Here is a 20,186-nt window from a genome sequence, read left to right on the forward strand (position 1 = left end):
AAGAATGCAAACCAAGAAAGGTCACCCAAATGGGTGACCTTTCTTATTCACAAACAAGAATTTGTCTAGAAAATGATCCTTTTCTTGTGATACAGCGGTCTGTAATTTCAAATCCCGCTTCATGAATCATGTCGTCCATTGTTTCCATCGTGACAACGACTACTTTTTTTGCAATGCGGCGCGCACTTGAAAGAATCGAGAGTTGATCTTCTGGTGTTGCGTGCGTAAATAGGTCGTACGGCATATCGATAATTGCGACGTCGTAGTTCTCAGTAATTTCTTCAATTGGGCCTTTTGTTACTGTTCCTTCAAATCCGAAATGTGCGATGTTTTTTCTCGTTCCAAGAACTACAAGTGGATTTATATCTCTACCAACGATGTTAATCCCCATAGAAAGTGCTTCTACTACTACTGTTCCAATTCCGCAGCACGGGTCAATTGCTCGCACTCCATCTGGGTTTGGTACAGCGATATTTGCGACAGCTCTAGCAACACGTGTGCTCAGTGATGTCGAATAGCTATGCGGTTTTTTTATGTGATGATACCAAACTGGATCACTTTCTACATAGTGCCCGAAGTACCAACGTCCCCCAAGAGGAACAATCCCGAATACACGCTCTGGATTACGAACATCAGCTTCTCCTTCAATATGCATGCCAAGGTCTCGTTCAATAAGACGTCTTTCCCCATATTCAATTTTATTTTCTTTACCAAGATCATTGATTTTAACGAAGATAACTTTGAATGTCGCTCCCGCTAAATCAATTTGTTCCACTTGTTCTAAAATGCTTTCTAAGTCGTCCCCTTCATACATAACCTCAACGCGCTCTTTAATAAACGGACTTCTACTCGGAGCAATCTTGACTTCACTTTTCAAAATATTAACGTGAGACTCCATCCCAAAGAACGAACGCATTTCCAAGTAACATAAAGCACGTTCCTCTTCTCGAAACGCATACGTATATATACATGCAGGTGTTTTACTATGATTACTCAATCTATTATCATCCTTTATCGTTTAAAATTGTTATGATCAAAATTACTCGAATACCTTTTTCATATAAAGTGAAACTTTTATCAGTGGGAAGCCTTATCTCCCACTGATAATCAGCCCTCACCAATCGGGCGTTTACGGGCAGTTGATCTCCTACCTAGACCTAGCTTCCTCGTGTTCGTCTAATTTCTAGGTGGGAATCTTACTGCCCGTTAATGCGGGGTAAAATTAAATGATATCACATGCCCGAAATAAAGAGAAACCTTTATAATTTGTTTTATAAATAAAAAGAGACTGCCTATTGGCAATCTCTTCTATCATTATCTCTACTATTTAACGGAAAGAAGATACGTCGTTACCCATTACTTCGTAGTAATCTAAAATACCTTGATAAATAGCTTCTGCTGCACTTTGTCTCTGTTCTGGTGTAGCAATTTTATCTGCATCACTTTTATTATCTACAAATGCTAATTCTGTTAATACAGCTGGCATTGTATTTTCTCTAGTTACGTATAAATCCTGATGTTTCGCACCACGATCTTTTGTTCCAAGTGCTTTCACAAGACGTTTTTGAATTTTTTCTGCTAATAAACGACTCTCTTCTACATTTGGATTCGTTGCTCTTGCTCGTGCTGCGTCATAATATAATGTTTCTGTGCCTTGTCCATTTTTCAAGTCAGAACCATTAGCATGGATACTTACAAAAATATCTCCATTATTTTGCTGTGCAAATTCTACACGTTTTTTTAAAGAATCAGGACCACTTGTTCCTGGACGTGTATCATCTGTACGAGTGAATAACACAGTAAACGGTGTCTTTTTCTCAAATATTTTCTGTAATCGTAATGATACATCTAATACGGTTTTACTTTCTTTCTCATAATAACCAGGGTTCCCCGAGTCAATTCCACCATGACCTGGATCAATAATAATCGCTTTACCTTCTAGGAAGTTACCTTGCTTCACTGGGTTTAATTGATTTTTATCCACCCATTGGAAGCCAGCTCCCATACGGATACGAATCCAGCTACCATTCTCTTCAATAACAGTTACTTTTTGTGCATTATATGTACCTGACACTTTAGATTGATGCGAAGCTTCTGCATACGCAGTAAATCCTTCATTAATAACATCTGTTTTCTCTGTTAAAGGCGTCCACTTCTCACCTTTACTTGTTACAACTTTCAACCAACCATCCGCTCTTTGCTCTTTCACTTCAAGCATTTGTGGCTTATGTTGAGTGTCAGTAATACCAGATGATAACGATGCCTGATGATATGTAATAAAGTTTCTGTTCATATACATTCTTTTCGATGTATTTGTTTTATTTTTATCTGCCATCGCGATGAACTGAGCTGCTTCAGCACGACTTACAGTACCGTCAGGCTTCCAACCATTTCCTGTACCCATTGAAATCTCTAAAGCTACTAAAATATTAGCTTGTTTCTTACCCCAATGAGGTTCCAAATCATTAAACTGTGTTGGAAGTTCTCCAATAATTTTCTTGTCTAATGAATATGCTTGTACAAGCATAGATGCCATAGATGCACGGTTAATTTGGCTTGATGGATTGAATTTTCCAGTACCATCTCCACTAATTACACCTGCTTTTTCTACCGCAGCAATATATGGTGCTGCCCAATGATCTTGCGAATCTTTAAAAGATGGTTTCGCTTTTGGATCAATTGGTAAACCAAGAACTACCGCTAATATTTTTGCAGCTGATCCTTTATCTACTGCTTCAGATGGAGAAAACGTTTCATCTGGTTTTCCATCAAGTGCTTTTTTCCCTACTAAATAGTCAACCGATTCCTGCGCCCATGTAGGAACATCCGAAAACTTTTTCCCTGCTGCGAAACTACTAACTGGAGACGATAATAAACTTGCGGCTAAAATACCAGCCGCGACTGCACGATACTTCATAAAAAATAATACTCCTCTCGAAAATTAACGTTTTGAAAAACACACAATCTTAATATACAAATTTTAGGAAATATGAATCAAAAAAATTAGTGCACCTCTATCATTTTATAATACTAGAATTCTATAGTAAACCTACTATACAATTTAAGTAGTTTTTATACACAAAAAAGTGGCTGATTCATAGAATCAACCACCCTCTCACTATTCTACTATCATTTCTGATAACACATATGCATAAACAAGTGCTTCTGTATGTACAATCGAGCTTTCATGCGTACGCTCAAATGCGTGAGAAGAATCAATACCAGCTCCAATTAATGCATGTTTCACATCAAATCCAGCGTGAATCGCAGCTGATGCATCTGATCCGTAGTATGGATAAATATCCACTTTATATTCAATAGCGTTCGCTTTCGCCAGTTCAACTAAATGCTTACGTAAAGCATAATGGTATGGACCGCTAGAGTCTTTCGCACAAATGGATACTGTATATTCATCAGATGCTTGTCCGTCACCTAAGGCTCCCATATCAACCGCTAAATATTCTACAGTTTCTTCTGGAATGTTTGAGTTACCACCGTACCCAATCTCTTCATTATTAGAAATTAAGAAATGTGTTGTATACGGTAATGTTACCTTTTCATCTTGCAATCTTTTAATTAATTTTAATAGAATTGCTACACTTACTTTATCGTCTAAATGACGTGATTTTATGTATCCACTCTCTGTAATTTGAACGCGTGGATCAAATGAAACGAAGTCTCCTACTTCAATTCCTAACTCACGTACTTCATCTGCTGAAAAGACACGCTCATCAATACGCACTTCAATATTTTTCTCATCGCGCTTCGCTTCCCCTGCATCTTTGTACACATGGACAGAAGTTTGATGCATTAAAATTGTACCTGTATACTTCTTACCGCTTGACGTTTCAATTTCGCAATATTCCCCTTCTACAGAGTTCCAGCGAAATCCACCAATCATAGATAGACGAAGACGACCGTCAGGCTTAATTTCTTTCACCATCGCACCTAACGTATCAACGTGTGCAGTTAATAAACGATGCTGCTCATCATTCTTTCCTTTAACCGTTAAAATAAGAGCGCCTTTATTATTACGCTTCGTCTCTACATTCCACTCACTTACATAGTTTTCAATAAAATTAATAATTTTCGCCGTATTTCCAGATGGACTTGGAATAGAGACAAGCTCTTTAATTAATTCCATCGTTTCTTTTGCATGATGTGTCATTGTCGTTTCCTCCTCATTTTCTCTACTATTCAGTATACAAAATTTACTATGAAACCTCTACTTATATAGCTTAATTTTCTAAATTGCAATAAAATTCACTTTAACCTAATCTTAATGACAAAAAAGCATCGCGTTATCCACTAACGCGATGCTTTTTCTATAAAACTATTCTTCTGAAACGTCTAATAAATAAATGCCTCTTTCAAACCCACCGCGCTCTACTTCTTTCTGCTTGCGAAGACGTTCTACATCTTCAATCGATGCACCTTCTGCACGCGCTAATGAGATGATAACTTCCAGTGCATCTGCAAGAGAATCTAGCGCATGTTCACGCTCTTTCATAGAAGCAAATTCACGAATTTCTTCCGTTCCAATTTTCGCTAAAGCTTGTATGTATGCTTGTCCTGTTAATTTTTGTGCTGTATATGTTTTTCCAGACATTAAAATTTTCTCCGGAACACGGTCTCTTACTAACTTGTTGTACGTTGACATCATTCATCCTCCTTTATTTAATAACACCCAAGCTCTGCTTTATAGAAACACCACTCTTTTTTCACACAAGCACTTAACATATCAATTCCCGATCCGTGCGCCCTTACTACCGGAAAGAAGTAATGCTCTGGTTCTTGTTCTTCTTTCTTATCGCCGTATAAGGTCCGGTACTCATCAGGAATCGCCTCTTTTTTCACATCCCGTGCTTTCTTCACTTCACCTGAGAAAGCAACAGTTGGATGTCCCTCAAAGAATAATGCAGTCCGTACCGCGAGAGATGGTGTACTATGCAAAGCATAATATGTAAGTAAAATCATAACGATAACACCGATAATTTTCTTCATTTATTACCCCTAAAAAAAGTGCTAACACAATTATACTAAAATGTGTTAGCACTTTCTTCCCTTTATCTCGAATTAACGGGCAGTAAAACTAATAATCCGCGAGGGATTAACAAATCCCCTCGGATTACAGCTTCACTTTATTCCCCTTTAAATGCTGGTAAACGTTTTTCTAGAAAAGCAGCAATACCTTCTTTATGATCCGCTGTTTGTCTCATCGCATATTGACCACGCTTTTCGAGCTGAAGCGTTTGTTCTAAATTAGAACGATTTACTTCACATAAAATTTGTTTCGTTTGAATCATCGCCTTGATTGGTTTGTGTAACCACTTATTAATTTTTTGCTTCACAGCCGTTTGGAAATCCTCACCGATTACTTCATCAATTAAACCGATATCTAACGCTTCTGTCGCTGATAATTTCTTCCCTTCCCAAATGATTTGCTTCGTCATATTTTCACCGACGCGCTTTTGAAGGAAGAAATGGCCACCACCATCTGGAATTAAAGCGATTCCAATAAAGTTCATCGCAATAACTGATGATATATCTGCCATAACATAATCAGCTGTTAATGCAATACTTAATCCAAGTCCAGCAGTTGGTCCATGAATTGCACTAATAACAAGCTTTGGCATCGTATATAACGTCACAACGATTTCAGCAATTGTATTCATAATGCCTTCAAACTTACTTTCATCATTACTTGAAAGCATCGATTTAATATCTCCACCCGCAGAAAAACCACGGCCACTGCCGCATAACACAACAACGTGAACAGAACTTTCCGCCACTTCTTTCAACTTTTGTAATAACTCTTTTAACGTTGGTTCATCTAATGCATTTAAAACCTCTGGGCGATTGACCATAACCGTCGCTACGCGCCCTTCATATTTTACAACAACAGATTCTGTTTTACTTGTTACTTCCATTATATACCCCTCTTTTCCACATAAAGATTATACTTCTATAATTATAGAAAGCATGTTAAAAACCCTTCTTTTTTCTTAATTTTCTGTCTAATATTCTCGTAATTTGTATATATATCCGTATAAAACATACAATTTCGTTAAAAAATATAGAAATTAAAGTCGGTTTATCATTGCTTTTCATCTATTTACCATTGCAATGAAATGGTGTATTCTTAAGTTCGATGCAAAAAACAAACATTGAAATTCATTCACCTTACTATGCCAAAAAAAGGCTTTTATACCCATCTCTCGGGTGTTGAAATAAAGGAATGAAGAAATGGAGGAACATATGGTTACTAAGTTGAAACAAACGGCTAACTACTTCCCACATTTCCTATTGCTATTCATTGTGTTTCAACCAATTTTAGATTTATTAACATCTTTTTCAATCTATGTGTTACACATGAGCGCAACAGTTGGAATCGTAGTCCGTTTCGCCTTTATGCTTCTTGCATTAGGTTATCTACTTCTTCATAGAAAACAACACGGGGCGAAAAAGTACATTCTCTATTTATGCCTACTCGGGATCGTACTAGCAATTGGTCTTGTAAATAATATGATGGTCAAATCTCCAGTTTCATTTGGCGAAGAAGTGAAATTTATTTTAAAGAGCATATATCCAATTGTGCTACTGTTTGGATATATTATCGTCTTTAAAGAGTTAAAAAATAAAGAATATACGTTTCATAAAATCATTACATATTTCTTATATGCAACTTTAATTTTCAGCATCACACTGATTGTTGCAATGCAAACTGGTACAGATTTCCCAAGTTACCCTCACTCAAAAATTGGTTCAAGAGGTTGGTTCTTTGCTGGAAATGATTTAAGTTCTATTTTTGCAATTATGTTCCCAAGCGTAGTGTTATATTCGATTCATAAAACAACTTCTTTCTCGAAAATCTATTACTGGATTCCAACAATACTTGCGATGTATGCAAGTATTATGGTCGGAACGAAAGTAGGATATGGTGCAATTGTTCTAACGCTTGGCGTGGCACTTTTATTCTCATTCATTGAATATATGATTCATCGCAAAAAAGAAGGTAAAGGATTCACATATCTCGTAAATACAGTTGTTGCCGCTGTTGTTTTAGGAGGTTTAATTGCACTTACACCGCATACTCCTATTGCAAAAAATATGGGCATCCACATGCAAATATACGAATACAAAAAATCAGTACAAGAAGAAAAGGATAGAAAAGAAGGAAAAGTAATTAAAGAAGATCCAGACGAAGCAAAAAAACATGCAAAAGGTGAGCTAACAGACTCTGAGGTCAAAAGTTTAATTTACAGTGATCGCGATAAGTTTTTAAAAGTATACAAACAATACTATAAAGAAGCACCGCTATCACAAAAATTATTCGGAATGGGCTATGCTGGTAACTATACGGTTAAAATTAAATTAATCGAAATGGACTTCCACGATCTATTCTTTGCATTCGGAATCGTCGGTTTCCTTATTTACTTAATACCACTTCTATACTTCGGTATTAAATTATTCATTCGCGTCATAACAAACTTTAAGAAAATAATAACCGTGAAGTATATGCTATTAGCTAGCACCGTTGTACTATCACTTGGAATCGGCTTTATGTCCGGCCATGTATTAACAGCGCCGTCCGTTAGTATTTTCTTCGTTGTTATACTCGCTTACTTAATTGTTGATTTAGAAATAGAATAAAAACAGAAGCGGCATCTATTTGGATGTGAACTGCACCCCAATTGTTAGACACACAATCTAACAATTGGAGGTGCAGTTTTTCTATGGCTAAATTTACCTCCTCTCATATTCAAGATACTAATTCTTACCGCTTCTGTAATAAGTGGTTTTATCTGCTTATTACATTTTTGTGCAGACAGAAAAGCTCGTTGTTCCTCTTCATTACTCCATACTTCAAAAACATATACAGCATTCGGCTCATCATTAGAATTACTTACAATATACACTTCACAAGTATCCCTAATGACTGCCTTGATTCCTTCGCCTCTAACAAAATGTCTGCTAATATATCTCGATTACTTTCTTCCACGATAAATTTGCCATACAATCCGAATTTACTCCCTATTCTCCTCCTTAGTTATGTCACTTCTCTTATCTCAAAATTAATAATTCCCATAAATCACTCAAATACCTTTTCTTCCATTTTAAAAAACACTTAATTGCCCACCTTTCTTATGTATTAAATTAGAAACTATTTACATAGAATAATTATTTTAATCGAATTATTAACATGCTAAAATATTAAAGGCACTTTTATTTAAAAGAATATATAATAGAAATGTCGGTTTTTTGCACGAAATGTATTTTTGAAAAAAGTGAGGAGAGTCCTTTGGTATTTAGTAGTTCGATTTTCTTATTTATCTTTTTACCTCTCGTATTATTTTTCTATTTTATAGTGCGTGCCGAGCTTCGTAATTTCGTATTACTTGCATTTAGTTTAATTTTCTATGCATGGGGAGAACCACGTTTCGTTCTTTTAATGCTCTTTTCTATTGTATTAAACTATTGCTTCGGCCTACTCGTGCATCATTATGATAAACGAAAAAATATGAAAGTCACATTTTTGATTATGGCTGTGGTCGGGAATATTTTATTACTTTCTTATTTTAAATATATTTCATTTTTCACAGACATTTTAAACAACGCTTTACATTTATCTATCCAAGTGGAACCTATTCCACTACCAATTGGGATTTCATTTTATACATTCCAAGCGATGTCCTATGTCATCGATATATATCGTAAAGACGGGGATGTTCAAAAGAACCCACTTAACTTAGCACTATATATTTCTATTTTCCCACAGCTTATTGCCGGACCAATCGTTCGTTACAATATCGTTGCTGAACAAATTAAAACGCGTATCCATTCTTTTGAAAAATTTACAGAAGGTCTACAAATTTTCATTCTAGGATTAGCGAAAAAAATATTAATCGCCAACCAAGTCGGGTTTGTCGCAGATAAAATCTTCGCCTTACCGCCGTCTGAGATAAGCGCTGGAACAGCTTGGATCGGGATTATCGCCTATACACTTCAAATCTATTTCGATTTCTCAGGATACTCTGATATGGCAATTGGACTTGGAAAAATGTTCGGATTTGATTTCCCGAAAAACTTCAATTATCCGTACATCTCGAAATCTATTTCAGAATTTTGGAGAAGATGGCACATTACACTAGGCTCTTGGTTCCGCGACTATATATACATTCCGCTTGGAGGAAACCGCGTTTCCAAACTAGCAAATTATCGTAACCTCTTCATCGTATGGGGATTAACTGGTTTATGGCACGGAGCAAGCTGGACATTTATCGCCTGGGGATTATATTACGGCTTTATTATCTCGATTGAAAAAGCTGGATTCGAGAAAATATTAAATAAGCTATGGAAGCCACTGCAACATGCATATGTACTAATCATCGTTATGATTGGTTGGGTCTTCTTCCGAGCTGATAACTTCGCTTACTCGTTCCAATATTTAAAAGCTATGTTTGGCATAGGGGGACAATCTTTCGTCGATGATAATACAATGTTATACGTACATGAATACATTATTATTTTTATCATTGCCTTTATCGCAGCGACACCGATTTTAAAGAGAGTTAAAAACATACTAGAACTTGCACCAAAAACATATACGTTCGGGATGCAAGTTGTACGTCCTATATTATTACTAACATTATTTATGCTCTCGATTATGTATTTAGTTAATTCAACATATAATCCATTTATTTATTTCAGGTTTTAACTTATCTCGCTATTTGCCGGGCAGTGAGATCCCCACCTCAAAATTCAGCGAAAGCAAAGAAGTTAGGTGGGGGTCGGACTTCCCGTAAAAGCCCGATTGGTTAAGGCTAATAATCAGTGGGGATGAACAAAACCCTCCACTGATTAAAGTTTCACTTTATGTAGGAAGGAAACGTTATTATGAAAAAATTGGGGAACATCGTCCTATTTACCGGTTTTCTCACCATTATCTTTTCATTTGGCATATTATCGCTTCTCAAAATTGACCGAGCAGTTTCGCCCGTTGAAAATCGTCCACTCGCTCAAAAACCAGCTCTTACAAAAGAAGCTGTCGTAAATGGTAGCTTCTTTAAAGACTTTGAGACATATACAAACGATCAATTAATCGGAAGAGATGATCTCATAAAAAACTATACACTTGCTCAAATTAAAATGGACAAGTCTCTCATTAACGATATTATTTTAACTGATGATAAATGGCTTCTTAAAAATCCAGCATGGACTACAAAATATAATGAAATCGATCAATCCATGCCAGCTGTAAACGACTTATCCCAGTTTTTAAAAGAACAAAATATCGAGTTTTACTTTGCCTTACCACCGTCCAAAACGAATGCATTATCATTTAAATTACCTTCTCATATTCACACATATGCACAGGAAAATTTAAATTATTTTCTAGATAAACTTCCAGCGGACGTAAAACCAATTAAACTCATGGAACACTTTAAGAAAAACTATACAAATGAAGAAATACAAAGTATGTACTTCAAAACAGACCATCACTGGAATATGGATGGTGCCTTCTTGGGCTATCAATATATAATGAACACAATCGCGCAACAATCTTCTATATATAAAGGAAAAGAAATAAAAAAAGAAGATTACACTCGTACGTGCGCTCCAAATAAACATCTAGTCGGAAGCTTTAACAACCAGCTATACCAACTGATTGATGCGACTGGTGAAAAACTATGCTACTACACACCAAAAGACGGTTTCAACTTTACAAGCGTAACCGCAAAAGATGTGAACGGCACTGTATATCGCACATTGGATGAACTATATGGCGTAGAAAAACAAAATGATACAACATCATACGCCGGTTATTACACAAACGACTATCCAGAAATCGTCATCGAAAATAACAATGCACCAAATGATGTACGAGCTTTAGTCCTAAAAGATTCATTCGCAAACGCAATCGTGCCTCACTTAGCACAAAGCTTCAATCACACATCCATCCTCGACCTTCGTCACTATCACGAAAAGGATATATATCAATACATTAAAGACAACAACATTAACATGGTATTGTTTGTGTATAGTGATTCGAACTTGAGCGGTGAGATGTTTAAGTTTAAACAATAAAAGAAGCCTCTTGTACATGTACAAGAGGCTTCTTTGTATTATAGATTTGGGTGCACGTTCACGTGTACAGCTTGTGAACCGATTTCGCTTGTTACAACGTCTTTATCTCTTAATACTTTGAATACTAATGTACCTTTGTCAGTGTGCTTAGTAGTTAAAGTATTGTAGATGTCTGCATTGAAGTTTGGAAGTGCAGAAGCACGGTCAATTGCTTCAGATGGAGCGAATGTTCCGTCTGGTTTACCTTCGATAGCCTTTTTGCTACTAAATAATTAATGTACTCTTCACTCCAAGAACCAAGTTGAACGTCTGAGAATGTTTTACCTGCTGCTGTCATTGTACCTGCGATTAATTTTTTGCCGACATTTTTTCTTTCATACGCTTCTCTTTCAAATCCTTACTTACATAGCAAAAAAAGAACAGGTAATCCCTGCTCTTTTTTCTACTCAATTATTGAATTAAAAGAGGAATGACCTCTATTCCATTCCTCTTTTTATAGACTCTTTTGCATGTAAGTCATTAATAATATATTTGGACGCTATGGCAATTTGCTCACGCAATTCCTCTACCCTTTGTCCTAACATTTCTTGTACATATTCTGTTTGCTCTAATTGTTTAATCGCCATACTATGTAATGTTTCTGTCGTCCAGTCTCCATCAACATTCCCAATAATCGGCTGATTTACTTGTTGTAAAAACGAATCGATCTTTGGATCATATGAAATTCCAATCATAGGCGTGTTTGCAACTGCCGATAATATAAGAGCATGCAGTCTCATCCCTATTAAAAGGGAGCATTCTGATAAAATAGAGATTTTCTCATGAATATCCATTTTATAAGGGAGCATGTGCGCTTCTTCTCCCATCAAATTAATGATATCCTTTGATGCATTTTGATCAAATGGTCCATGCATCGGTACAAATAAAATATGGTATCCCTCTTGCTTAAGCTTTTTCAGCGTACCTGCTAACTTCTTCATATAATCTTCTTTTGCATCCCAGTACCTTACACTAACCGCAACGACCTTTCCTTGCAGAGAATGTTTTTGAAGCCAATTGGATTTCTTTTCTTCTTGCTGACAAGCTAATACCGGATCTGGAACAAGTTCGATATCTTTCTTAATACCAATTTCTTTTAAATACAAAAAAGAGTCTTCATCACGTACTGATATATATTCAGCCTTTGATACATGCCATTTCACTAATAAACGATTTTGCTTCTTCGTAATAGGTCCGATTCCTTGAGCGTAAATATAATACGGCTTTTTCAAAAAACGGGCAAGCCGCATAATACCCGTATAGTATAAAATACTTTTAATACTCGTCTTATCTTGCAAGAGACTTCCGCCTCCGCTAATTAAACCATTACTTCTCTTTATTTCTCGGTAAATCGCTCTTATATCCCAGCGATTTACTGCTTCTACACCGTACATTTTCCTTGTATAGTCGGGGTCATTTGAAAGTACAACAAGCTCAAGAGTAGGATCCTCTTCATGTAGCGCTTTAATAATTGATTGCAAAATTGCTTCGTCCCCAACATTATAAAAACCATAATATCCTGATAAAACTAACCGCACTCTTAATCTCCTCCAACATTTCACAATCAACTCTTTTTGTAATTAAACAAATTGTTATCCATTCCTTGCCGAGGAAGGATTGATAACTTCAAATTGATTTCTTTCGCAAACATCTAAAAAGTCATACCCATTTATAATATTGTTCATTTTCTATAACAAACGATTTTATTTACGTAAAAATGGAATTTGTTCTTTCGATATCCAGTTTAGTTTAAGTGCACATATGCCATATAATACTGAAGCTACACTTAGCGCTACAGCACTATATATCATTGCTAAAACCCTGGAATCTGTCACATTAATTAATGTAGACACAAAGTATAATGCTATACCTAAAATACTAGATACTCCAATCACAGCCAAAAACTTCCCTATATCCATTGGATAAGAAAGATCTTTTCTAATATAAATATGATTTGCGATACAAATCATTATATAAATAATTAGAGTACTATACGCTGCTCCATTTATACCGAATTGATTTACTAGCGCTATATTTAATATAATTTTTATAAAACTTGCACCGATGACAATCCATGCTGCTCGCATCGAACGATTAATCCCTTGCAAGATTCCTATTGATAATACCATAAGTGATGTGAAATACGAGCTACCAATTAAAATAGCTAACATACCACTTCCTTTTGTATCTGTAAATAATGCAACATTAAGCGGTACTGTGAGCGCCATAAGCCATATCGTTATCGGCATTGTTAAAACGTGCGCAAACTCATTTGTACGTTTTACTGTCAGTTTAGCTAAAGCTATATCTTTTTTTGTTAAAGCCGCTGTTAATAATGGAATTAATGGAAATACTATCGCACTTGCAAATACAACAATTAATTGCGTAAATGCAAAACCACGGCTATATATACCAAACTGTTCCTGAATCGTTGTAGAAGATTCATGTAGCACATGTGGAATTGTTACAGAATCAACTAAATTTAAAACCGGCATAGATAACGCTCCAATTGCAATCGGAATTGAAATACGGAGTATGTTTTTCCCGTTTTTCTTAAAGTCTTGCAATGAATATGTTTTACTCTTATAGCGATACGGGCTTTTCACATATTTTACTCGCAAATATATGAGTGACGTAATAACGCCAAAACAAGAACCAATCATCGCTCCGCCCGTTATGATATCACTACTTTTATTCGAATATACAAATATATAAGCGATTGTTAACATTAAGAATACGCGAATCAACTGTTCAATTACTTGTGATACACCAGTAGGTATCATATCTCCGAACCCTTGGAAATATCCACGGTACACTGCCATATATGGTGCGATTAATAAAGCAAACGAAGTAACAATTAATGCTAGCCTCGTCTCTTGCCCACCAAGCATATTTGCAATGCCACTTGATCCCATGATAATAATTAAAAATCCGAGTACCCCAAATATAACACCGATAATAGACGCGGACGTAAACAATTTAGCTATTCCGTCCCGATCATTCTTTTCATGAAGCTCAGCTATTAACTGAGATATTGCTAGCGGGACTCCCGCTACTGATAAAGTTAAGGCTATCATATATACAGGAAAAACAAGGCGAAAAATCCCAAGTACTTCATCCCCCGCTATATTTTGCAATGGAATTTGAAAAAAACTCCCCACTACTTTCGATAGAAACGTTGTAACGGTTAAAATCGCAGCGCCTTTTACAAACTTTTTATTCATCTTCTATCTCTTTTCTTTCAATATATAATCTACATAAAATATTAAATCAGTATTATTCATTCATCTTGAGAATCATTACCTTATCTCATTTAGTTATCATACCAAATTTCTTATATGTTGAATACTCTCTTTCTTTTTATGTTTTAAATATAATATGTGCCATATATATGTTCTTTTATCCAGTTTTTTCTTCAATTTACTACTTCTACTTGTTCAAGATAAACATGTGCTATATAACGTAGCTATTGTCAGTAAGAGCAGTGTTTGTAACATGCTGAATTCGGTAAAGAAATTGTTAGGAGATTCTCAAAAGAGAAAGCTAAAAAAGTATGAACAACTTGTTCAAGAAATTAACAATTTAGAAAAACAAATGTCTAGTTTGTCTGATGAAGAATTCCAAATATAACAAACACAGTAAAAATAATAAAAACTTTCACACTCTACAAAGCATTCCGTGTGAAAGTCCTTATTATTACATAGATTTAGTTCCTGAAAATTGTAATTTATCTTTTTGTTCATCATTCGCCATCATCACTATCGTTTTTTCAACATGCGGTTGTACATGTTCAAGTGTCACACTCGCTCCTAATTTATCCGATTGCTCAACAAAGTTTAATAATGCCATAGCTCCTGATACATCCATATAGCGTACATCTTTCATACGTAAACTAACTGGTGACTTCACATCTTGTAAAGAAGCAAAAATACGATCTACTGTTAGAAATGAAAGTGGTCCCTGAATTGTATACGTCGCTTCTTTTTCTTTTATAATAGAAGCTTTACGTTCTTTACACTTCACCATGTATATAATGAAAGAAAGAATAATGCCAAACGCAACAGCAACCATTAAATCAAATTTCACTGTCACAAACATCGTTACGAGCATTACAACTACATCGCCTCTTGGTGCTACATGCATCTTCTTCATACTTTCCCAATCAAACATTCCAATACCGGTTAAAATTAAAATACCTGATAATACAGCGAGCGGAATATATTGTACCACTGAACCGAGTCCCATAATGAAAATGAATAAGATGACGCTATGCATACAAGCTGAAAGTGCCGTCTTCCCCCCGCTTCTTATATTGACGATAGATCTAACAGTTGCTCCTGCTCCTGCTAATCCGCCGAACAAACCGCTCGCAATATTACCAATACCTTGTCCGATTAACTCTTTATTACTTTTATGACGTGTCCCCGTCACATTATCCATTACGACAGACGTTAATAATGAGTCAATTGATCCTAGTAAAGCAATACTAAGTGCTGGTAATACAAGTGCTAACATGCCATTTGCGTCTAAATTCGGTACGTGAAGAGATGGCATCGCCTCTGGAATTGCACCAATCTTTTCAATCATCTTATTTAAAGAAAGAGTTCCTACAACTGGTAAGTTTACCGTAATTCCTTGTAGCATAGAAGAAAATAACGGCAACGTTACTGTAACACCTACTAATGCTACTAAACTTGCTGGAATGGCCTTAATCCATTTTCCAGAAACAATCATTACAATGATCGTTAATAACACAAGTAGAAAGCTATTTTGTACGTGCTTCATTTCACCTAAAATAATAATCAGTGCAATTCCGTTCATAAATCCTGAAACAACAGGATATGGAATGTAACGAACGTAAGAGCCGAGCTTACATACACCAAATAAGATTTGAAATAACCCTGCCATCATAAATGCAATAAAACTTGCTTCTAATCCGTGAGTTGCAATAACGCCTGTTGCAATAACTGTAATCGGCCCAGTAGGACCCGTTACTTGCCCCGGTGTACCGCCAAATAACGCCGCAAACAAACCTGCAAAAATCGCACCATACAATCCGACTAGCGCTCCCTCAGACGTTCCCGTTGCGGCAATACCAAATGCAATTGCTAGCGGCAAAGCAACAATCGCAACAGTAAACCCTGCTAAACATTCCTTTGCTATTTTTTGAAACATATAAATAACCACCTTTGTATAAAGTCCACGTTCCATTGTACATCTAAAACAAATCATTCGTTAGCGTATTTATAAAAAACTCTTTACAGTATCGTGAAGTAAACGTCTACATTTACAAATAGCCTTCCCAAGTCAAACTAAAAAACAGCAATATGACGAATCTACCTTTGGAAACAAACTTGACTATGCTATAATAAACAAATTAAATCTTTTACTATACACTTGGAGGCACTATGCTAACTTTTGAAGAAAAATTATCAATTATTGAATCTTTCCCGGAACTAGAAAGAAAGAACGTATCATTAAAACGCGTAAACTTTCACTTTGAAGAAAGTCGTTTAGATAAAAAGAACGTTGTATATCATTTACACCCAAATGGAAACGGATTTGTATATGCAAACTTCATTAAAGGTTATAAAACAGATGATAAAGGCATGATTAACATCCGTGAGTTTTCAGAAGAAGAACTGCGTTCATTAATTGAAAAAGTAATTGAACGTCTATCACAGGAGCAAGAGGAAATTGTAGCACCATTGGAACCTGCAGCCGAAGAGGAATGGCGTAATGAAGACGGTCATATCCTAACTCTTATCTCAGAGGATGACATGTGGAACGTTTACGCTGGCGTAAACTTAGACGGTACATTCAACTCTTATCCAGAAGCTGCGGAATACCTTGATGAAGAAGGTTTCTCACGTAAATAATACGTTCCTTACTACTAATGAGGCCGTCCCAATTTCTTTGGGACGGCCCTCTTTTTATTAATAGGTAGGCTATCATCGTCGTATTTTGTAGTTAAGTCGATATAATGAGAGTTAAGCTTTCGGACAGTCCCATCCCTAAATTTATGGAATCAAAACTTCTTATTCTCACTATCCCCTATAAAAATTTGAATTTGACAACTATAAGACTCTGTATTAAAAAAATCATTAACTAACTCTACTTCAATAAAACTCTCTACTTCTATATCGTTTTCTTTTATATATTTAATCATAGTATTTCGACGTTCCTCTTCATTTTCTTTACTATACGCTAATGTTACATATTTTCCGCCCGGTAATATTTTTATATTTTGCATCTCTTCCATATGTACATGATCTTGTACCTTATTAAAAACATACTTCGGTTCTACATCCCACTTTTCATTGACATTGTATAAAATACCCATTTCCATTGCCATTTTCTCTTCATAATCTTGAATAGTTTTCTCTAAATCAGAATAATAAAGTAACTCCTGTAAACTCCCCACTTCTTTACAAGGCGCTACAATGACATAACGCTGTTCAAAGAACTGAATACACACTTCATCACTTTTTAATATTTCCTGTGAACTCCCTACTTTCTCATTTAACCCATCAATCGTTTCAATTACCTCTTTCATTTTCTTTATATGCTCTTCCGCTTCCGCCCTCTTTAATTGTAAAAATTGCAGCAATTTATCCGTATCACATTCCTTAAAAATCTCTTGAAGTTCTACTATACTCGTGTTCAACTCTCTACAGCTTTTTATAATATCAATGTGAATGAATTGATCTATAGAATAATATCTATATCCTGTTGATTCATCAATATGTTTTGGAATAAGAATTCCCATCTTATGATAGTACCTTAACGCTTTTATCGTAATATCCTTTATTTTTGCAACTTCTCCAATAGAAAATATTTTTTTCATTTGAATCTCTTCCCTCATATTTTTTCTCACACAACCATTGACTCTCCCCTTAGAGGAGACCTTACTATTTATAATAAGTCATTTATATTGATAAAGGGAGTATACAATTATGAACACAGTAAAATATAGAAGTCTTGTTAAGGAAGACTATGAGCCTATAAAGCATTTAATTGGTGAGGCATTTGGATTTAATGAATTCATTACAGATAAAAAATTTTTAAATTCACTATTAAACTTCTACCTACACAGTTGCATTTTAGGAAGTTCCTTTAGTAAGGTAGCTGAAAAAGATAATAAAATTATCGGTGTCATTTTAGGCGATTCCGAAAAAGATAAAAATCGTTTAAAGAGATTCCATAATACTGTTAGCTTTGCCTTTAACACGCTGAAACTATTCATGACTAATAAAGAGAATAGAGGGTTTTTAAAAGCATTTATAAAAGTTCAAAAAACATATAAAGAACTAATTCAAGGAAAAGAAGATCATTTTCAAGGATGCATACAATTATTCATCGTATCCGAAGAATCTCGAGGTCTTGGAGTTGGGAAATCTTTATTAAATCACTTATTCCAATACATGACAAAAGAAGATGTTACATCTTTATATTTATATACAGATAATGAATGCAACTATGGATTTTATGACAAACAAAACTTCCAACGTATACAAGAAAAAGCAGTTAATTTCGGACCAAAAGAAGAAGATTTCAACATATTTTTATACCGCTATGACTTTAACTAATAGCAACATTTACACTTCGAAGCTCTTTGCTACTTAGCAAAGAGCTATATTAAGTATGATCAATCATACTAGCTTAAATCCTCCAGCCAAACTCTTCTACTACTATTGTTTCAGTTCGATTAGTGCGAAGATGTATAACAACTTCAATATAAAAAGGAGCGCACAATATGGAATGGATTCACGAATTATTTCAGCAATATGGGTATTATGTGGTACTTGTCGGATTACTCTTAGAATATATTGCTCTTCCGTTTCCCGGAGAGCCGACATTAGCCTATGCAGGATTTTTATCACATCAAAGTGATTTAAGTTTACCAATTTTAATTATTTTATCTTTTATTGGGACAAGCGTAGGTATGACATTCCAATACTTTTTAGGAAATAAACTCGGCATGCCTTTCATTCAAAAGTACGGGAAATATGTATTTTTAACAGAACGGAAAATTAATTTAACGAAAATGTGGTTTGATAAATACGGATATTTTCTAATCTTTATATCGCTTTTTTCATTCCAGGCGCTCGCCACTTCACTGGATACTTTGCAGGAATTATCAACTTACCGTTTCGCCGCTTTGCGATGACAATTTATTCAGGCGCCCTATTTTGGGTATCCTTCTTCTTAATCGGTGGTTACTGGCTAGGAGAAAACTTAGAAAATATATTCCTAGTACTTGAACAACACATTTGGAAAATTATCTTCGGTATTATTATCATTACGCTAATCACCCGATTTCGCAAAAAAATAAAGCATGAGTTTGTAAAAAATATGAATTAAAACGAAGAGCATGTTATTAAAATCTTTAAGCAATACGTTTTATCCAAATTAGTTGCGTACAAAAATAATAAAAAGCGGAGACCCATAGTCTCCGCTTTTTCACATACATTTTGTTTCCGAACTAACTCTCACCATTAATTTTTTTTACGTCTAAACAATCTCGATCCCAAAATTAATGCAAACATACCTGCAATAATAGAAGTAGATTCAGTTGATGCTCCCCCTGTTTGAGGAAGTAATTTGGATTGCTTATTATTTTCTTTACTAGATGGTACTTCAGATTTATTTTGTACATTTTGTTTGTTTGGTACTTCCGGTTTCTCTTTTACTTCTGGTTTGCTTGGTACTTCCGGTTTCTCTTCTACTTCTGGTTTGTTCGGTACTTCTGAATGCTCTTCCTCTGGTGTTACCAAGATCTCCGGTTTTTCTGTTACCTCTGGTTTCTCAAGAACATTCGGTTCTTCTGTTACCTTTGGCGTTTCCGGTTTTACTGGTTCTTCCATTTCTTCTGTTGTTTCTTCTGTTGTTTCTTCTTCAATCGGTGTTACCTCTACTTGCGGTTTTTCTGTTACCTCTGGTTTCTCAAGAACATTTGGTTCTTCTGTCACCTTTGGTTCTTCCGGTTTCGATGGCTCTTCCATTTCTTCTGTTGTTTCTTCTGTTGTTTCTTCTTCGATCGGTGTTACCTCTACTTG

At 35.4% G+C, this 20,186-nt stretch carries 17 protein-coding genes and 2 pseudogenes; 7 read left to right on the plus strand and 12 right to left on the minus strand.

Annotation, left to right across the window (positions count from 1 at the left end):
- Positions 1-43: 43 nt before the first annotated feature.
- The 6 genes from CDB3_RS19700 to CDB3_RS19725 all read right to left on the minus strand — a co-directional run bounded on the left by CDB3_RS19700 (position 44) and on the right by CDB3_RS19725 (position 5,930).
- Complete coding sequence (locus CDB3_RS19700; protein ID WP_000064982.1) at positions 44-997, minus strand: TRM11 family SAM-dependent methyltransferase; 954 nt, start codon at positions 995-997, stop codon at positions 44-46.
- A 330-nt stretch (positions 998-1,327) separates the two neighbouring features.
- Positions 1,328-2,917 carry an N-acetylmuramoyl-L-alanine amidase gene (locus tag CDB3_RS19705; RefSeq protein ID WP_128855667.1) on the minus strand — a complete coding sequence of 530 codons (1,590 nt, stop codon included), beginning with the start codon at positions 2,915-2,917 and terminating at the stop codon, positions 1,328-1,330.
- A 201-nt stretch (positions 2,918-3,118) separates the two neighbouring features.
- A complete protein-coding gene (locus tag CDB3_RS19710) occupies positions 3,119-4,168 on the minus strand; it encodes a M42 family metallopeptidase (protein ID WP_097829825.1) in 1,050 nt (349 codons plus the stop codon).
- A gap of 165 nt (positions 4,169-4,333) precedes the next feature.
- A complete protein-coding gene (locus tag CDB3_RS19715; protein WP_128855668.1) occupies positions 4,334-4,660 on the minus strand; it encodes a nucleoside triphosphate pyrophosphohydrolase in 327 nt (108 codons plus the stop codon).
- 17 nt (positions 4,661-4,677) lie between these two features.
- The gene (locus tag CDB3_RS19720) at positions 4,678-5,004 is read right to left on the minus strand and encodes a hypothetical protein (RefSeq protein ID WP_128855669.1); all 327 of its coding nucleotides are present in this window, start codon (positions 5,002-5,004) and stop codon (positions 4,678-4,680) included.
- A gap of 137 nt (positions 5,005-5,141) precedes the next feature.
- Positions 5,142-5,930, minus strand: a complete 789-nt coding sequence (locus tag CDB3_RS19725) for an enoyl-CoA hydratase (protein WP_128855670.1) — start codon at positions 5,928-5,930, stop codon at positions 5,142-5,144.
- Between the two features lie 328 nt (positions 5,931-6,258).
- On the opposite strand from CDB3_RS19725, the gene CDB3_RS19730 reads away from it, so the two are divergent.
- From CDB3_RS19730 to patB1, 3 genes are all read left to right on the plus strand, one after another.
- A complete protein-coding gene (locus CDB3_RS19730) occupies positions 6,259-7,653 on the plus strand; it encodes an O-antigen ligase family protein (RefSeq protein ID WP_097829820.1) in 1,395 nt (464 codons plus the stop codon).
- Between the two features lie 649 nt (positions 7,654-8,302).
- A complete protein-coding gene (locus tag CDB3_RS19740) occupies positions 8,303-9,718 on the plus strand; it encodes an MBOAT family O-acyltransferase (RefSeq protein WP_128855672.1) in 1,416 nt (471 codons plus the stop codon).
- Between the two features lie 179 nt (positions 9,719-9,897).
- Positions 9,898-11,088, plus strand: a complete 1,191-nt coding sequence (gene patB1 / locus CDB3_RS19745) for a secondary cell wall polysaccharide O-acetyltransferase PatB1 (RefSeq protein WP_128855673.1) — start codon at positions 9,898-9,900, stop codon at positions 11,086-11,088.
- A gap of 191 nt (positions 11,089-11,279) precedes the next feature.
- On the opposite strand, the pseudogene CDB3_RS31760 reads toward patB1, so the two are convergent.
- The 3 genes and pseudogenes from CDB3_RS31760 to CDB3_RS19760 all read right to left on the minus strand — a co-directional run.
- Positions 11,280-11,425 (minus strand): annotated as a pseudogene (locus CDB3_RS31760) (S-layer homology domain-containing protein); the annotation flags it as partial.
- 139 nt (positions 11,426-11,564) lie between these two features.
- Positions 11,565-12,665, minus strand: a complete 1,101-nt coding sequence (csaB, locus tag CDB3_RS19755) for a polysaccharide pyruvyl transferase CsaB (protein WP_128855674.1) — start codon at positions 12,663-12,665, stop codon at positions 11,565-11,567.
- Between the two features lie 165 nt (positions 12,666-12,830).
- On the minus strand, positions 12,831-14,351 hold the full coding sequence (locus CDB3_RS19760; protein ID WP_128855675.1) for a putative polysaccharide biosynthesis protein: 1,521 nt from the start codon (positions 14,349-14,351) through the stop codon (positions 12,831-12,833).
- A gap of 271 nt (positions 14,352-14,622) precedes the next feature.
- Between CDB3_RS19760 and CDB3_RS32480 the strand changes: the two genes are divergently transcribed.
- Entirely contained in the window at positions 14,623-14,757 is a 135-nt protein-coding gene (locus CDB3_RS32480; RefSeq protein WP_256869888.1) for a hypothetical protein, read from the plus strand.
- A gap of 66 nt (positions 14,758-14,823) precedes the next feature.
- Here CDB3_RS32480 and CDB3_RS19765 read toward each other — a convergent pair whose 3' ends face one another.
- Entirely contained in the window at positions 14,824-16,302 is a 1,479-nt protein-coding gene (locus CDB3_RS19765) for a SulP family inorganic anion transporter (RefSeq protein ID WP_128855676.1), read from the minus strand.
- A gap of 233 nt (positions 16,303-16,535) precedes the next feature.
- On the opposite strand from CDB3_RS19765, the gene CDB3_RS19770 reads away from it, so the two are divergent.
- On the plus strand, positions 16,536-17,006 hold the full coding sequence (locus CDB3_RS19770; RefSeq protein WP_002116553.1) for a hypothetical protein: 471 nt from the start codon (positions 16,536-16,538) through the stop codon (positions 17,004-17,006).
- 149 nt (positions 17,007-17,155) lie between these two features.
- Here CDB3_RS19770 and CDB3_RS19775 read toward each other — a convergent pair whose 3' ends face one another.
- Positions 17,156-18,004, minus strand: a complete 849-nt coding sequence (locus tag CDB3_RS19775; protein WP_128855677.1) for a MerR family transcriptional regulator — start codon at positions 18,002-18,004, stop codon at positions 17,156-17,158.
- A 79-nt stretch (positions 18,005-18,083) separates the two neighbouring features.
- Between CDB3_RS19775 and CDB3_RS19780 the strand changes: the two genes are divergently transcribed.
- Positions 18,084-18,716, plus strand: coding sequence for a GNAT family N-acetyltransferase (locus CDB3_RS19780; protein ID WP_128855678.1), 633 nt, complete (start codon positions 18,084-18,086; stop codon positions 18,714-18,716).
- A gap of 167 nt (positions 18,717-18,883) precedes the next feature.
- Positions 18,884-19,491 (plus strand): annotated as a pseudogene (locus CDB3_RS19785) (DedA family protein).
- Positions 19,492-19,625: 134 nt separating this feature from the next.
- Here CDB3_RS19785 and CDB3_RS19790 read toward each other — a convergent pair.
- Positions 19,626-20,186 (minus strand): LPXTG cell wall anchor domain-containing protein (locus tag CDB3_RS19790; protein WP_256869887.1); only part of this gene is annotated, 561 nt, incomplete at its 5' end.

Source organism: Bacillus sp. CDB3 (assembly GCF_002081505.1).
In the GTDB taxonomy this organism is placed as follows: domain Bacteria; phylum Bacillota; class Bacilli; order Bacillales; family Bacillaceae_G; genus Bacillus_A; species Bacillus_A cereus_AT.

Coding starts and splice junctions, on each gene's coding strand:
- CDB3_RS19730 (WP_097829820.1), top strand. CDS start 6,259: ATGGTTACTAAGTTGAAACAAACGGCTAACTACTTCCCACATTTCCTA.
- CDB3_RS19765 (WP_128855676.1), bottom strand. CDS start 16,302: ATGTTTCAAAAAATAGCAAAGGAATGTTTAGCAGGGTTTACTGTTGCG.
- CDB3_RS19705 (WP_128855667.1), bottom strand. CDS start 2,917: ATGAAGTATCGTGCAGTCGCGGCTGGTATTTTAGCCGCAAGTTTATTA.
- CDB3_RS32480 (WP_256869888.1), top strand. CDS start 14,623: ATGCTGAATTCGGTAAAGAAATTGTTAGGAGATTCTCAAAAGAGAAAG.
- CDB3_RS19770 (WP_002116553.1), top strand. CDS start 16,536: ATGCTAACTTTTGAAGAAAAATTATCAATTATTGAATCTTTCCCGGAA.
- patB1 (WP_128855673.1), top strand. CDS start 9,898: ATGAAAAAATTGGGGAACATCGTCCTATTTACCGGTTTTCTCACCATT.
- CDB3_RS19720 (WP_128855669.1), bottom strand. CDS start 5,004: ATGAAGAAAATTATCGGTGTTATCGTTATGATTTTACTTACATATTAT.
- CDB3_RS19725 (WP_128855670.1), bottom strand. CDS start 5,930: ATGGAAGTAACAAGTAAAACAGAATCTGTTGTTGTAAAATATGAAGGG.
- CDB3_RS19715 (WP_128855668.1), bottom strand. CDS start 4,660: ATGTCAACGTACAACAAGTTAGTAAGAGACCGTGTTCCGGAGAAAATT.
- CDB3_RS19710 (WP_097829825.1), bottom strand. CDS start 4,168: ATGACACATCATGCAAAAGAAACGATGGAATTAATTAAAGAGCTTGTC.
- CDB3_RS19760 (WP_128855675.1), bottom strand. CDS start 14,351: ATGAATAAAAAGTTTGTAAAAGGCGCTGCGATTTTAACCGTTACAACG.
- CDB3_RS19780 (WP_128855678.1), top strand. CDS start 18,084: ATGAACACAGTAAAATATAGAAGTCTTGTTAAGGAAGACTATGAGCCT.